The organism is Cupriavidus sp. CPT47-8839-RL05A, from assembly GCF_058792255.1.
This window is the reverse complement of the sequence record NZ_JBYTEG010000003.1, coordinates 140569-154078: the sequence shown is the minus strand read 5'-3', so window position 1 is coordinate 154078 and position 13510 is coordinate 140569. Positions and strand designations below refer to the sequence as shown.

14 protein-coding genes are annotated in these 13510 nt (G+C 68.3%); 3 read left to right on the top strand and 11 right to left on the bottom strand.

Annotated features, from left to right (window positions below):
- Nucleotides 1–23 precede the first annotated feature (23 nt).
- Together AC3WVS_RS04375 and AC3WVS_RS04370 are read right to left on the bottom strand one after the other, a co-directional pair.
- Nucleotides 24–218 carry a DUF1059 domain-containing protein gene (locus tag AC3WVS_RS04375; protein WP_013955718.1) on the bottom strand — a complete coding sequence of 65 codons (195 nt, stop codon included), beginning with the start codon at nt 216–218 and terminating at the stop codon, nt 24–26.
- Between the two features lie 71 nt (nt 219–289).
- On the bottom strand, nt 290–1231 hold the full coding sequence (locus AC3WVS_RS04370; RefSeq protein WP_492317554.1) for a 2-hydroxyacid dehydrogenase: 942 nt from the start codon (nt 1229–1231) through the stop codon (nt 290–292).
- 177 nt (nt 1232–1408) lie between these two features.
- Here AC3WVS_RS04370 and AC3WVS_RS04365 point away from each other — a divergent pair, with 177 nt between their 5' ends.
- Nucleotides 1409–1969, top strand: coding sequence for a nucleoside 2-deoxyribosyltransferase (locus AC3WVS_RS04365; RefSeq protein WP_492317553.1), 561 nt, complete (start codon nt 1409–1411; stop codon nt 1967–1969).
- Here the strand turns inward: AC3WVS_RS04365 and AC3WVS_RS04360 are convergent.
- From AC3WVS_RS04360 to AC3WVS_RS04330, 7 genes are all read right to left on the bottom strand, one after another.
- Nucleotides 1966–2571 (bottom strand): PqiC family protein, encoded by a 606-nt coding sequence (locus tag AC3WVS_RS04360; RefSeq protein WP_492317552.1) that lies wholly within the window; start codon nt 2569–2571, stop codon nt 1966–1968. The two genes, AC3WVS_RS04365 and AC3WVS_RS04360, sit on opposite strands and share 4 nt — an antisense overlap.
- A complete protein-coding gene (locus AC3WVS_RS04355) occupies nt 2568–4223 on the bottom strand; it encodes a PqiB family protein (protein ID WP_492317551.1) in 1656 nt (551 codons plus the stop codon). Before AC3WVS_RS04355 ends, AC3WVS_RS04360 begins: the two co-directional genes overlap by 4 nt.
- Nucleotides 4210–4962 carry a paraquat-inducible protein A gene (locus AC3WVS_RS04350; protein ID WP_492317550.1) on the bottom strand — a complete coding sequence of 251 codons (753 nt, stop codon included), beginning with the start codon at nt 4960–4962 and terminating at the stop codon, nt 4210–4212. The genes AC3WVS_RS04355 and AC3WVS_RS04350 overlap by 14 nt, the downstream gene beginning before the upstream one ends.
- The gene (locus AC3WVS_RS04345; protein WP_492317549.1) at nt 4959–5642 is read right to left on the bottom strand and encodes a paraquat-inducible protein A; all 684 of its coding nucleotides are present in this window, start codon (nt 5640–5642) and stop codon (nt 4959–4961) included. Before AC3WVS_RS04345 ends, AC3WVS_RS04350 begins: the two co-directional genes overlap by 4 nt.
- Nucleotides 5642–6799 (bottom strand): AI-2E family transporter, encoded by a 1158-nt coding sequence (locus tag AC3WVS_RS04340; protein WP_010811543.1) that lies wholly within the window; start codon nt 6797–6799, stop codon nt 5642–5644. The genes AC3WVS_RS04345 and AC3WVS_RS04340 overlap by 1 nt, the downstream gene beginning before the upstream one ends.
- Before the next feature lie 574 nt (nt 6800–7373).
- Entirely contained in the window at nt 7374–8513 is a 1140-nt protein-coding gene (locus tag AC3WVS_RS04335) for an HPP family protein (RefSeq protein ID WP_492317548.1), read from the bottom strand.
- Between the two features lie 177 nt (nt 8514–8690).
- The gene (locus AC3WVS_RS04330; protein ID WP_010813068.1) at nt 8691–9110 is read right to left on the bottom strand and encodes an Lrp/AsnC family transcriptional regulator; all 420 of its coding nucleotides are present in this window, start codon (nt 9108–9110) and stop codon (nt 8691–8693) included.
- Between the two features lie 164 nt (nt 9111–9274).
- Here AC3WVS_RS04330 and AC3WVS_RS04325 point away from each other — a divergent pair, with 164 nt between their 5' ends.
- Together AC3WVS_RS04325 and ocd are read left to right on the top strand one after the other, a co-directional pair.
- A complete protein-coding gene (locus AC3WVS_RS04325) occupies nt 9275–10153 on the top strand; it encodes a dimethylarginine dimethylaminohydrolase family protein (RefSeq protein WP_492317547.1) in 879 nt (292 codons plus the stop codon).
- Between the two features lie 22 nt (nt 10154–10175).
- Nucleotides 10176–11261 (top strand): ornithine cyclodeaminase, encoded by a 1086-nt coding sequence (gene ocd / locus AC3WVS_RS04320; RefSeq protein ID WP_492317546.1) that lies wholly within the window; start codon nt 10176–10178, stop codon nt 11259–11261.
- A 46-nt stretch (nt 11262–11307) separates the two neighbouring features.
- Here ocd and AC3WVS_RS04315 read toward each other — a convergent pair whose 3' ends face one another.
- A complete protein-coding gene (locus AC3WVS_RS04315; RefSeq protein WP_492317545.1) occupies nt 11308–11904 on the bottom strand; it encodes a helix-turn-helix domain-containing protein in 597 nt (198 codons plus the stop codon).
- Between the two features lie 481 nt (nt 11905–12385).
- Nucleotides 12386–13510: sigma-54-dependent transcriptional regulator (locus AC3WVS_RS04310; RefSeq protein WP_492317544.1), on the bottom strand; the 1125-nt coding region annotated here is incomplete at its 5' end.

Here is a 13510-nt window from a genome sequence, read left to right as displayed (position 1 = left end):
CCCGGGCGCCAGCCGTGCCGGTTTCACGCCGGCGGCATGCCTTCCTTGAACAATGACTTCAACTGGGTGCGCAACTCAGGGGTGTCCTGATGCTGGTGCACCGCTACCGCGTGCTGGACCGCGGCTTCGAGCAGTTCGTCTTCGCTGTCGGCGCTCATTGCCACCGTGCAGTGGGTGTCGCTCGGGAACTCGCGGCAATCGATAAACTTGCGTGCCATGATGCCTCCTGACGCCGGCCCGCAGAGTGGGCTGGAGCCGGTGCATCCAGTATAGGCACGGCGGTAGCCGTCTACAGCACTGGCGTCAGCACCCTGCCATCAGCCAGGAATGCATCCAGGTTCTGCAGCGTCAGCGCGGTCATGGCGGCGCGCGTTTCATGCGTGCCGCTGGCCATGTGCGGCGCCAGCACGACATTGTCCAGTGCCAGCAGCGCGGGCGGCACGTTGGGCTCGTCCTGGAACACATCCAGGCCGGCGCCGCCCAGGCGCCCGTCAACCAGAGCCTCGACCATTGCCGCCTCGTCGATCACGCTGCCGCGCGACACATTGACCAGGATGCCCCTGGGCCCGAGGGCGTCGATGACCTCGCGCGATACCAGCCCGGCCGTCGACGGCCCGCCGACGGTGGCCACCACCAGGAAGTCGGCCCACGTCGCCAGCGCCTTCAGGTCAGGCTCGAAGCGCCACAGCGCGCCCTCGCGCGGGCTGCGGTTGTTGTAGGCGATCTCCATGTCGAAGCCCTGCGCGCGGCGCGCCACGATCTCGCCGATGCGGCCCAGCCCGAGGATGCCGAGCTTCTTGCCCGACACGCGCGTGGTCAGCGGGAAGCCGCCCTGCGGCCAGCGCCCGGCGCGCACGAAGCGGTCGCCATGGGCGATGCCGCGCGCCGCGTCCAGCAGCAGCCCGAAGGCCAGGTCGGCAACGCAGTCGTTGAGCACGTCGGGCGTGTTGCTGACCTGGATGCCGCGCGCGCGGGCCGCATCCAGCGCGATCGCGTCATAGCCCACGCCGAAGCTGACGATGGCTTCCAGGCGCGGCAGCGCATCGATCAGCGCCGCGCTGCAGCCGTGGCGCGCCGAGGTCACCACCACGCGCACCTGCTGGGCCTCGCTGCGCGCCCACGCGATCGGATCGGCCTGCTGCCACAGCGCCGCGGCGCCGTACTGTTGCTGCAGGGTGGCATTGGTCTGCGGCGCGAGCGGGCCGACCTGGAGGATCTGGGGAGCAGGCATGGGATGCGGGATGCAAGGAGGGGACGGGCAATGGTAGCGCAAGGGCCCCCCATGCGCAGGGAGCAGGCAAAGCGTGCGCGCGCAAGTTGTGCGATGTTCGTGCAGGCAGGTGGTATCGCGCCCGCGGGCGGCGGGTTATGCTGCGATCCTGATCCCTGTTGCCCCACTTCACGTGCCATGAAAACCATCTACCTGGCTGGCTTCGACGTCTTTCGCAAGGATGCGCGCGCCTGGGGCGAGCACCTCAAGGCGCTGTGCGCGGCGCACGGCTTCAGCGGCCTGTATCCACTCGACAAATCCGCGCCCGATGGCCTGTCGGGCGCCGACACCGCGCGCTGGATCTATGACGCCAATCTTGCGCTGCTGCGGCGCGCCGACATGGTGATGGCCAACCTCGACGATTTCCGCGGACCGGGCGAGCCGGATTCCGGCACCGCGTTCGAGGTGGGCTTTGCGGTGGCGCTGCAGAAGCCGGTCTGGGCCTACAGCGCGGATGCGGGCACGCTGCGCGAGCGCGTCACCGTGGCCACCGACGAGGATGGCGCGCCGCTGGATACGCGCGGCTTCGTGGTGGAGGATTTCGGGCTGGGCAAGAACCTGATGCTGGCGTGTGCGGCGAAGCTGGTGCAGGGTGGGGCGGCCGAGTGCCTGGCGGCGATGGCCGAGGCGATTCACCGGCGCGCCGCTGAAGCGGCCGCGCGCCGCGAGCGCGACGCGGCCGCGTGGGGCGACGACTAGCGCTGCAGCGACTGCACCCCGGCCGCGATATCGGCCGCCGTGGTGGCGACGATCTCGCGGTACGCCGCCACGACGCCATCGACCGCGCCGGGCGCCGGCAGCTCTGCCTGGGTGCGGCCGCTGACCACCTTGCCGTCAGGCAGCCGCCGCACGGTCCAGTTGATGGTGGCGCCGGCACGCTGGCCCACGTCGGCATCCAGGCGCAGCACTTCCGTGGTGATCCGGTACAGCGGCTGCACGTCGGACATCCCCTGCTGGTAGGTGTCGACCGCGCCCAGCGTGGCCTGCAGGCGTTGCGACAGCGCGTCGCGCAGCTCGTCAGGCAGCGGCGCGGACCAGCGCGCCAGGTCCAGCAGGCGCAGGCCGGCATCGCCGCCATCGCGCACCACCAGTTGCGGGCGGTTGAGCCGCTCCGGCACGCGCACCGGCGCGACTTCCAGCCATAGCGTGTTGGTCGATGCCGGCGTCGTCGTGGCCGGCAGCGGCGCGGCCGCGCCCTGCGCCAGCGTGTAGTAGCGCGGCTCGGGCGAGGCGCACCCGGCCAGCACGGCCGCGGCCAGCGCGCCGGCGAGGAGGCTGGTGATAGAAAGGCGCTTCATCATTCTTGCTCCGGCTTGCCGCGCAGCAGCGCTTCTGGGTGGCGTTCGAGGTAATCGGTCAGCGTGCGCAGCGACGTGGCGGTGCGCGTCAGCTCCTGCAGCATGCGGCGCGTGTCCTGCTGCAGCGGCGCGTCCGAGGCCAGCGTGCCGTTGGCCGCGGTCAGGGTCTTGCGCGCGTCCTGCAGCGCGGCCAGCACCTGCGGCGCGACGTCGCCGTTGAGCTGCTGCACCAGCTTGTCGGCGGTCGCCAGCGTCTTGTTCAGGCTGGCCACCGTGGTGCGCAGGTCCTGGCCGATCTGGTCGAACGGCACCTTGTCGATGCGGTTGACGATATCGCCCACCTGCGCCTGCAGCTGGTCGAAGGTGCCAGGCGTGGTGGCGAATTCCGGGATCGGCGCGTCCAGGTCGACCTTGGCCGGCGGCGCCTTCGGGAAGAAGTCGAGCGCCACGTAGAGCTGGCCGGTGAGCAGGTTGCCGGTGCGCAGCTGCGCGCGCATGCCACGCTGCAGCAGCCCCTGGATGATCTTGCGCGCGCGCTCGCGGTCTTCGACATCGCGTTCGCGGAAGCCCATGCGCGACGGGTACAGCTCCACCACCACGGGCATGCGGAATGCTCTCTTGTCGCGCTGGTACTCGATGCCGATCGAACGCACCTGGCCCACGATCACGCCGCGGAAGTCCACCGGTGCACCCGGCGAGAGCCCGCGCACGGACTGGTCGAAATTCAGCACCGCCAGCGTGGGCGCCAGTTCTTCCGGCTCCTTCATCGCCTCGGCCTGGTCGTTGGCCAGCAGGAACTGCGTGTTCTCGGACGCGGCGTCGGTGGCAGTGGTGTGGTCCGGCGCCTGGAAGGCGACACCGCCCAGCAGCACTGTCACCAGCGACTGGGTCGACAGCTTGAGCCCGCCCGCATCGAGCTTCAGGTCCACGCCACTGGCATGCCAGAAGCGCGTGTCCGCGGTGACCAGGTTGTCATAGGGTTTGTTGACGAACACGCGCAGCGTGAGGTCGCGCCCGTTGGGGTCGAGCTGGTAAGCCACCACCTGGCCCACCAGCACGCGCCGGTAGTAGACCGGCGAGCCGATATCGAGCGAGCCCAGCTCGGAGGCGCGCAGCACGAACTGCTTGCCGGAGGCATCGGTGGTCACCACCGGCGGCACTTCCAGCCCCTTGAAGTCGCGCGCGGATTCATTCGACTTGCCCGCGTCCACGCCGATATAGGCGCCCGACAGCAGCGTCTCCAGCCCGGACACGCCGCTGGCCGCAAAGCGCGGGCGCACCACCCAGAAGCGGGTGTCGGCCACGGCGAAGTTCTCGGCGTCCTTGGTCAGGTCGATCGACGCCACCACGTGCGAGCGGTCGCGTGCCAGCCGCACCGACTTGACCAGCCCGATGTCGACGTCCTTGTAGCGCACCGCCGTCTTGCCGGGCGTCAGGCCCTCGGCGGTGCGGAAGGTGACCGTAATCTCCGGCCCGCGCGAGGTCAGCGTATGCACCAGCAGCGAGATGCCGACCACCGCGGCGACGATCGGGATCAGCCAGACCAGCGAGGGCAGCCAGCGCGCGCGGCGCCGTCGTTCGGGCCGCGGCAGGCCCGGTGGTGCCGGCGGGGGCGAAGCCGAGGGCGTGGAGGCTTGGTTGTCAGTGTCGGGCATTGTTGTCTTCCAGCGAATCCCACAGCAGGCGCGGATCGAAGCTGAGCGAGGCCAGCATGGTCATGACCACGACCGCGCCGAAGGCCATGGCGCCGCCGCCTGGGATGATGGTGGCCAGCGCCCCGGCCCGCACCAGCGAGGCCAGCAGCGCCACCACGAAAATATCGAGCATCGACCAGCGGCCGATCACCTCCACCAGCCCGTACAGCCGGGTCTGCTGCCGGATCCGCCAGGTCGAGCGGAAATGCACGGACAGCAGCAGGAAGGTGAGGATCACCATCTTCAGCAGCGGCACGATGATGCTGGCGATCAGCACCAGCCCGGCCAGCATGTGCGAGCCGGACAGCCACAGGTAGATCACGCCGGACAGGATGGTGTCCTGCTGCGTGCCGAGGATGGACTGCGTCACCATTACCGGCAGCACGTTGGCCGGAATATAGAGGATAAAGGCGGCCAGCAGGAAAGCCCAGGTGCGCGCCAGGCTGTCGGGCTTGCGATGGTGCAGGGTGGCGCCGCAGCGCGGGCAGGGCCCGCCCTCCAGTGTGCGCGGGCTGACCAGGTCGCAGGCATGGCACGACAGCAGGCCCAGCCGGCTGGCGGTCGGGACCTGCGGCAGCGGACTGCGCTCGTCGTCGTCGGTGAGCTCGGCCACCACCTCGCGCGCCAGCTGGCGCGGGCGGGCCAGGCGGCCGCCTGGCTGGCGGGGACACTGCGACGGCGGTTGCGGCTGGTCCGTCATCGGCCTTCCTCGCCCGCGGCGTTGTCATCGGGTGTTTCCAGATGGCGCCAGAGGTCGCGCGGATCGAACGACAACATCGCCGCCAGCACGATCACCAGCGCCGCGAACGACCACAGCGCGATGCCGGGCAGCACGCGCGCCATGCTGGACAGCTTCACCAGCGTGACCAGCACGCCGATCATGAAGACTTCGATCATGCCCCAGGGCCGGGTCTGGCGGATGCCGCGCACGATGCGGTCGAAGCCGGCGGGCATGCGGTGCTGCGCCATCGGCACCAGCAGATAGGCCATCATCAGCATCTCGGACAGAGGAAAAAGGATGGTGGTGGCGAACACCAGTGCCGCCACCAGCCCCATCTTGTCGGTGTACAGGGCCTGCACGGCGCCCAGCAGCGTGGTCTGGGTGCGGACCCCCTGCAGGTCCATCTCGACGATCGGGTAGGCGTTTGAGACCAGGAACAGGATCAGCGCGGTGATCACCAGCGGCAGCAGCCGTTGATACTGGCGGCGGCTTTCGCGGTAGAGCTGGCCGCCGCAGCGCAGGCACAGCGCGCGCTCGCCGGGCGAGATCGGCGTGCGTTCGTAGACCGCGTCACAGTATTCGCATGCCACCAGCCGGTGCAGCGCGGCCGGCGAGAGGTCGGGGGTGGCGGGCGCGCCGGGCGCGTCGTGTCCTGCCATCAGCCGGGGTGCTTGCCGGTCGTGGCCGGCGGGACGTCGGGGTTGTCGACCACGGCCGGCGCCGGTGGCGCGGCCGCCAGTGCCTCGCTCTGCTTCAGGTCTTGCTTTACCTCTGCCTGCGAGCCGATGGTCCAGTCGCGCAGCAGCGCATAGGCCACTGCCAGCAGCGTCGGGCCGATGAACACGCCCAGGAAGCCGAACGCGAGCGCGCCGCCGAGCACGCCCAGCATGATCCAGATCAGCGGCATGCCGGTGCCCTTGCTGATCAGCAGCGGCTTGACGATGTTGTCAGCCATGCTGACCACGCCCACGCCCCATACCACCAGGAAGATGGCCCAGCCGGTGGCGCCGGTGTGGTACAGCCACAGCGCGGCCGGCAGCCACACCAGCGGCGGGCCGACCGGGATCACCGACAGGAAGAAGGTCACGAAGCCAAGGATCGCCGCGCCCGGCACGCCCGCGATCCACAGGCCGATGCCGGCCAGCACGGCCTGGATGAAGGCCGTGCCCAGCACGCCGTAGACCACGCCCTTGACGGTGCTGCCGGCCAGCTCCAGCAGGTGGTCGGCGCGCTCGCCGGCGATGCGGTGCATGCCCGCGCGCAACCAGGCAATGGCAAGCTCGCCGCCGGTGTAGAAGAAGAACGCCAGGATGATCGACAGCGCCAGCTGGCCCAGCCCGGCGCCGATCGACAGCCCGGCGCCCAGCAGCATGTGGCCAACCGGGGCGATCAGCTTGCGCAGGTTGGCGACCATCTCGGAATCGGCATTGATGACGCTGTTCCAGGAGTTCTGCAGGTAGGAGCCGACATAGGGCAGGCTGCTCAGCCAGGCCGGCAGCTGCGGGATGCCGTGTTCCCTATAGCGGTCAACCAGCGCGGACAGTTCGTCCAGGTGAGCCGAGAAGCTGGCGCCGGCATAGACGAACGGACCCAGCACCACCACCGTGGCCAGCAGCACGCAGATCAACGCTGCCAGGCTGCGCCGGTTGCCCAGCCAGCGCGACAGCACCGTATACGGGTACCATGAGCTGAAGGCCAGGATCGCGCCCCACAGCAGCGCGGTGGTGAACGGCGCGAGCACCAGCAGCGAGCCGCCGATCAGCACGATCAGTGCGAAGACGGCTGCGATTTTCTCAATTAACTGGCCGGAACTCATGGATGGATCTCCCTTGGTCCCGCCGGTGTGACGGGAACGGCGTAAATATAGCTTACGTTGGGTGGGGCGATGCGGAAGGGGGGCGGTGGGTTAGTCGTCACTATGGCGGTGGGCCGCTGCGTGCGGCGTGTTCCCCTCGTGGGGGGCACAGTGCCATAGGTTTGTGACGGTGGATAGCGGGTGGGTGCTTGGGCTTTTTGCTAGCGGTCGGTATGTGGCGCTTGGTCGGCGTGGCTGTTTCGCCGGCGTAGCCGGCGAGTCACTTTTTGTCCGAGCGACAAAAAGTAACCAAAAAACGCGTCGCCTGTGCGGCTGGCAATCAATTCCACGGTGTTGGTGGTTCGAGCGGTGGTGCTTGCCGTTTGGGCGTGGTTGCCCGTTCGACCCTGCTACGCCATGTGAGTCAGGGACAGTGCCTGCGTTAACCCACTATTGAACGATCCCCATGCAGGGCGTAGGCCGCCTGCTGCCAGCCGCATCGCGGGGACGCCTACGGCTGCTGCGCGGGTCCAAAATGCGCCGTCGCGCACTGGGCGCTTGTGCGTAGCGCAGCCGAACGCGTTGATGCGTACTCTCAATCCGGCACCGCCATCACCCCGCTCTTGAGCAGTGCAGCCACCAGATCGGACTGCGTCACCATCCCCACCACGCGCCGGTGGTCGTCGATCACTGGCGCGTGGTGCAGGCCGCCATCCGAGAACGCCTGGGCCAACTCCACCATCGGCTGCTCGGGTCGGGCGGTGACGACGGCGCGTGTCATCAGGTCCCGCACGGTACCAGCCAGCCGCCGCGCACCGGTATCACGCTGCGCCGCAAAAAAATCGCTTTGGGTGATGATGCCCACCAGCCGCCGGGTGGCGTCCACCACCGGCAGGGCCTTGATACGGTGCCGCGACAGCAGGTGCCCGGCCTCATGCGCAGGCTGGTCCGCGGTCACCATGACTACGTCGCGCGACATGATCTCGCCGCACAGCACGTTGCCGAAGTGGCGCCGGTAGGCGCGCAACTGCGCGGCCACCAGGATCTGTTCGAGGTCGTCTTCTTCGATATCCAGGAATTCGCCGCGCACCTTCAGCGCGGCATCGAGGTCGGCGCGGGTGACGCCCACGCGCTGGGATGGCGGCACGTCCTTGGTCCCGTGCTGCATGGCCGGCTCGGGCGGGCGGTGCGGGTAGCGCCGCCGCGACAGGTTGTTGAAGGCCAGCGCCATCATCAGCAGCAGCATCGAATTGAACAGCACGGGCACGGCAACGAAGCCGAAGCCCAGCGCACTGACCGCCGGCCCGCCGAATACGGCGGTGATGGCCACCGCGCCGCTGGGTGGGTGCACGCAGTGGAACTGGAACATCAGGGCGATGGAGACGGCCACGGCGACCGCTGCGGCCAGGCCAGGGTCCGGGATCCAGCGCGCGCACGCCACGCCGACCACCGCGGCAATCAGGTTGCCGCCAATCACTGACCAGGGCTGTGCCAGCGGCGATGACGGCACCGCGAACAGCAGCACCGCGCAGGCCCCCATCGGCGCGACAAACCAGGGGTTGAAGCCGCCCAGGGTCTGGTGGCTGATCCATTCAGTGCAGAGCAGGCCCAGCAGGGCGCCCAGGCAACTTTTGAGGCGCTCCTTGCGGCTGGCGGCAACGGGTAGCGGAACGAATGTGCGCAGCCATGCACGGGCATTCTGCGCCAGGGCAGAGACAGCGGGGGCGGTTGGCATTCTTGTGACGGGGGGCGCTTTGGAATGGTGCGCGTAATATATCACGGGGTGATATATTTGGCCGCCTTTGGTGCAATGCATCCCAATCGTGGGGCGTGATGCACCGCACAAGCGCATGGCGGCGCCGGGCGTGGCGCCCCTGCCGGTGGGGTAGCGCCGGGACCTGGGCGGGTCCCTTTACTTGTAGGTCGACAGCAGGATGCTGGTCTCGGTGGCGCTGATGCCGTCGATCAGCCGGATCCGGTCCAGCGCGCGGTCGAACGCTTCCAGTGTGTCGGCGCGCAGTTCGGCAATGATGTCCCAGCGGCCGTTGGTGGTATGCAGGGCCTGCACATTGGGCTCGCCGCGCAGCGCCTGCAGCACGGTGCGGGCCTTGTTGCCTTCCACGGCAATCGTCATCCAGGCGCGGATCCGGTGTGCTTCGGCCTCGGGCCGCAGGCGCACCGTGTAGCCAACGATCACCCCTTCCTGTTCCAGTTTGTCGATGCGGTTCTGCACGGTCGCGCGCGACACGCGCAGCGCCTGCGCCAGCGCCGTGACCGGCATGCGCGCGTTGTCGCGCAGGAGGGAAATCAGCTGGTGGTCGGTGGCATCCATATGGGTGGGCAAACAATCTTTTCAAAGCGCCAGCGTAGGCTGACATTTTGATAAATGCCTCGCGCAAATTGCGCAAGTTGCTGGCTATTAGTTAACACCAGCTTGCCCGAGAATTCAATCGACCGATTGATTTCCCGAAACCTGCCATCAAAAAAGGAGCCCCCGTGACCCACTCCCCCACGATCCTGCTGGTCGAGCCGACCTTCTACGATGTGTCGTACAGCATCAATCCGTGGATGGACCCGGCTGCCTGGGCGCGCGACCCGCGTGGCATGCACCGCAGCGCGATGCAGTCGTTCGACGCGCTGCGCGAGGCGCTGGGCCGGGCCGGCTTTGCGGTCGAGGTGGCCCCCGGCGCACCGGGGCTGCCCGACATGGTGTTCCCGGCCAACGCCGCGGTGGTGCTCGATGGCCGCGCGCTGCTGGCGCGATTCCGTTACCCGCAACGCCGTGGTGAAGAAGCGCCGTTCGCCGACATCTTCGGCAAGCTGCGCGAACGCGGCCTGCTCGACGAAGTCGCGCTGCTGCCCGAGGGCTGCTTCCAGGAAGGCGCGGGCGACTGCATCTGGGATGCCGGCCGCGGCCACTTCTGGGCCGGGTTCGGTCCGCGCTCGTCGCATGAGGCGGCCGTGGCGGTGTCGAACTACTTCGGCAAGGACGTGGTGGCGCTGGAGCTGGCCACCGAGCAGAGCTACCACCTGGACGTCTGCTTCTGCCCGCTTTCCGGCGGCGAGGTGCTGTACTACCCGCCAGCCTTCAGCGAAGCGGCGTTGCGCGAGCTGCGCGCGCGCGTGCCGGCGCGGCTGCGCATCGAGGCCAGCGCCGACGACCTGCGCCACTTCAGCGTCAATGCCGTCAATCTCGACGACCAGGTGGTGATGACCCGCACCACGCCGCACCTGCGCACCGAGCTGGGCCGGCGCGGCTACCAGCTGCATGAGGTCGACCTGTCGCCCTTCATGCTGTCCGGCGGCGGCGCCTATTGCATGACGCTGCGCCTGGATCGCCGCAGCGGGCGTGGCGTGGCCGCGGCGGCGGCCTGAGCAGACCATCAAGGAGAGGGTCATGAAGAACACCGCCCGATCATTGTTTCTCGATGCCACGGACGTCGCCCGGCTGGTGGCCTTGATCGGCCCGCAGGCCGCCATCGTCGACCTGGCCGGGCAGGTCCGGCAGGCCTTCCTGCGCTGGCACGACTTCGACAAGTCCGCACGGCTGGCGAGCCATTCCGCGCGTGGCGTGATCGAGCTGATGCCGGTCAGCGACGGCATCCAGTATGCGTTCAAGTATGTGAACGGCCATCCGCGCAATGCGCAGCATGGCATGCCGACGGTGATGGCCTGTGGCTTGCTGGCCGAAGTGGAAACCGGCTTCCCGCTGATGCTGGCCGACCTGACGCTGGCCACGGCGCTGCGCACCGCGGCCACGTCGGCGCTGGCGGCGCGCGCCATGGCGCCGCCCGGTGCGGCGACCATGGCGCTGATCGGCAACGGCGCGCAGGCCGAGTTCCAGGTGCTGGCCTTCCAGGCGATGCTGGGCGTGCGCGAGATCGCCGCCTATGACATCGATCCCGCCGCCACCACACGGCTGATGCGCAACCTTGGTGGCGTACCCGGACTTTCGATCCGGCGTGCCGAATCGATCGAGGCCGCGCTGGCCGGGGCGGACATTGTCTCCACGGTCACCGCCGACAAGACTCGCGCCACCATCCTCGCGCCGGAAATGGTGCGGCCCGGCATGCACCTGAATGCGGTGGGCGGCGACTGCCCCGGCAAGACTGAACTGCACCCCGATATCCTGCGCCGCGCGCGCATCGTGGTGGAGTACGAAGACCAGACGCGCATCGAAGGCGAGATCCAGCAGTTGCCGCCTGACGCGCCGGTGACCGAGCTGTGGCAGGTGCTGGCCGGCCACGCGCCCGGCCGCGCGGCGGCGGACGAGGTGACCGTGTTCGATTCGGTCGGGTTTGCGCTGGAAGACTACGCCGCGCTGCGCTGGCTCTACGCCGCAGCGCAGGCGCACCGGGCGGGCAGGGCGGTTGAGCTGGTGGCGATGCCGCCGGATCCGCGCAACCTGTACGGCTGGATGATGGCGCAGGCCGACGGCGACGAAGCCGGGCTGGCAACGCCCCGGCAGGCGGCAGTGGCCTGAGGCTGCAGGCGATGCCGGGGCCGGCATGGCCCCGGTGCAGCCGTGCTCAGGCGGCGCGGCCCATCATCAGCTGGGCGCGCAGGAAGCCCTTGACCTCTTCCAGCGACGGCGTCTTCAGGAACACCATGATGCCCCAGTGCTGCAGGGCATCGGCCACGCCTTCATAGGCCTGGCGGTTGGTGATCACGGCAAAGATCACGTGCTGGCTGGCAAAGAAATTCTGCAGCTTCTCGATGGTGGCCGACTCGGCGTCGTTCAGTTCGTCGACGTAGTACAGCACCACGCGCGGATGCTCGCTGACCGAGGTGATGACGGTGTCCAGCACATCGTCGACCACCACGCTCTTGAGCGGCAGCCCCCATTTGGCAAGCTGGCCGTGGATGCGCTGCGCTTCCTGGTGGTTGGGGTGGAACACCACCAGGTCCAGGCCGTGCGGCGACGCCGATTCCGGCCCGATGCGCGTCGCCAGCAGGCGGTGCACGGTTTCCTTGTGGATGCGCCGATGGCCGCCGTTGGTCTTCCAGGCGCCAAGTTCGCCGCGCTCGACCATCTTCTGGACGGTGCCCAGAGAGACGTTAAGCAGTTTTGCCGCTGTACGCGTGCTGTAATAAGGCTTTTCAGCCAGTGCCGGATCCAGTTTCATCCCATCACCCGTGGTCCTGAAGGCAGTCGCGCCGGGACGGCGCCCGCGGCGCCAGGCACATGCGCCGCGCGCTTGTCACTGCCAATGGTTGACTGACCCTGTGTCCTGGCCCGCTCCCCCGCCGGCCGGACGGCTTTCTTTATAAATTTGTTGTTTCTTTCATTTCCAGCCGATCAGCGACTTTCTGGACGTATTGAAGATCTCAGACTCGGATCTGCTGGAAGCCAATAATATGCCGCAAACGCCAATCCATCTGTAAGAAAAAACATAAATCCATCGCGTATTGGTTGTTTAACGCACATTGGTGCTTGCAGGCAGACACGACAGTAACGCAGACATTGTCCTGCGCAGGTGGTTCCCCGGGATTCGACGCAGCGTCTGAAGCATCCGCTGAATACAGCGGGCGCTTCAGAGTCCTGTCGTGACATGACAGATTGCGCGGCATGGCCGGCGCGACTGTCCCCGATTCACCGGCCACGCTTCAAAGCCCGTACTTGCGCACCTTGTCGAACAGCGTGGTCTTCGCCACGCCCAGGGCTTCGCTGGCGCGGCTCAGGTTGCCGTCGTGGCGGCGCATGGCATCGGCAATCAGTGCGCGCTCGAATTGCTCGACTGCCTGCGCCAGCGGCAGGGCTTCTGGCGCGGTGGTGCCGTGGCCGGGGTTGCAGCCCAGCCCCAGCACATGGCGCTCGGCCAGGTTGCGCAGCTCGCGCACATTGCCGGGCCATGGGTAGGCTACCAGCGCGGCCAGCTCGGCCGGGGTCGCGGGCACAGCCTCGCGGTTGAAGCGCAACGCGGCCTGCGCGACGAAATGCTCGAACAAAGCCGGCACGTCTTCGCGCCGCTCGCGCAGCGGCGGCAACTCCAGCGTGATCACGTTCAGGCGGTAGTACAGGTCGGCGCGGAACTGGCCGGCATCGGAGAGCGCGCGCAGGTCGGCCTTGGTGGCGGCCACCACGCGCGTGTTGACCGGCACCGGCTGGTTGGAGCCAAGCCGTTCCACCACGCGTTCCTGCAGCACCCGCAGCAGCTTGATCTGCAGCGGCATCGGCATGCTCTCGATCTCGTCGAGAAACAGCGTGCCGCCTTCGGCGTGCTCGATCTTGCCGATGCGGCGGCGCGCGGCACCGGTGAACGAGCCGGCTTCATGGCCGAAGATCTCGCTCTCGAACAGCTGCTCTGGCAGGCCGCCGCAGTTGATGGCAACAAAGTTGCGCGCGTGGCGCTGGCTGGCCTCATGCAGGCAACGCGCCACCAGTTCCTTGCCGGTGCCGGTCTCGCCGTGGATCAGCACATTGGCGTCGGTGCCGGCCAGGTCGGCGATCAGGCGGCGCAGCCGCTCGACCGTGGGCGAATGGCCGATCAGGTGGGCTTCCAGCTTCTGGCGGCCCGCCAGCCGTTCTCGCAGTTCTGACACTTCCAGCGCAAGCCGGCGTTGCTCCAGCGCGCGGCGCGTGGCGTCCACCAGCTGCTCGGGCGAGAACGGCTTTTCCAGGAAGTCGTAGGCGCCTTGCTTCATCGCCTGCACCGCCAGCCCCACGTCGCCGTGGCCGGTGATCATGATCACCGGCAGGGCCGGGTCGCGGGGGGGGGGGGGGGTGGGGGG

What these genes read in the sequence shown, in the direction of transcription:
- AC3WVS_RS04375 (WP_013955718.1), bottom strand. Translation starts at nt 218, where the DNA reads ATGGCACGCAAGTTTATCGATTGCCGCGAGTTCCCGAGCGACACCCAC.
- AC3WVS_RS04370 (WP_492317554.1), bottom strand. Translation starts at nt 1,231, where the DNA reads ATGCCTGCTCCCCAGATCCTCCAGGTCGGCCCGCTCGCGCCGCAGACC.
- AC3WVS_RS04315 (WP_492317545.1), bottom strand. Translation starts at nt 11,904, where the DNA reads ATGAAACTGGATCCGGCACTGGCTGAAAAGCCTTATTACAGCACGCGT.
- AC3WVS_RS04355 (WP_492317551.1), bottom strand. Translation starts at nt 4,223, where the DNA reads ATGCCCGACACTGACAACCAAGCCTCCACGCCCTCGGCTTCGCCCCCG.
- AC3WVS_RS04365 (WP_492317553.1), top strand. Translation starts at nt 1,409, where the DNA reads ATGAAAACCATCTACCTGGCTGGCTTCGACGTCTTTCGCAAGGATGCG.
- AC3WVS_RS04335 (WP_492317548.1), bottom strand. Translation starts at nt 8,513, where the DNA reads ATGCCAACCGCCCCCGCTGTCTCTGCCCTGGCGCAGAATGCCCGTGCA.
- ocd (WP_492317546.1), top strand. Translation starts at nt 10,176, where the DNA reads ATGAAGAACACCGCCCGATCATTGTTTCTCGATGCCACGGACGTCGCC.
- AC3WVS_RS04340 (WP_010811543.1), bottom strand. Translation starts at nt 6,799, where the DNA reads ATGAGTTCCGGCCAGTTAATTGAGAAAATCGCAGCCGTCTTCGCACTG.
- AC3WVS_RS04330 (WP_010813068.1), bottom strand. Translation starts at nt 9,110, where the DNA reads ATGGATGCCACCGACCACCAGCTGATTTCCCTCCTGCGCGACAACGCG.
- AC3WVS_RS04345 (WP_492317549.1), bottom strand. Translation starts at nt 5,642, where the DNA reads ATGGCAGGACACGACGCGCCCGGCGCGCCCGCCACCCCCGACCTCTCG.
- AC3WVS_RS04360 (WP_492317552.1), bottom strand. Translation starts at nt 2,571, where the DNA reads ATGATGAAGCGCCTTTCTATCACCAGCCTCCTCGCCGGCGCGCTGGCC.
- AC3WVS_RS04350 (WP_492317550.1), bottom strand. Translation starts at nt 4,962, where the DNA reads ATGACGGACCAGCCGCAACCGCCGTCGCAGTGTCCCCGCCAGCCAGGC.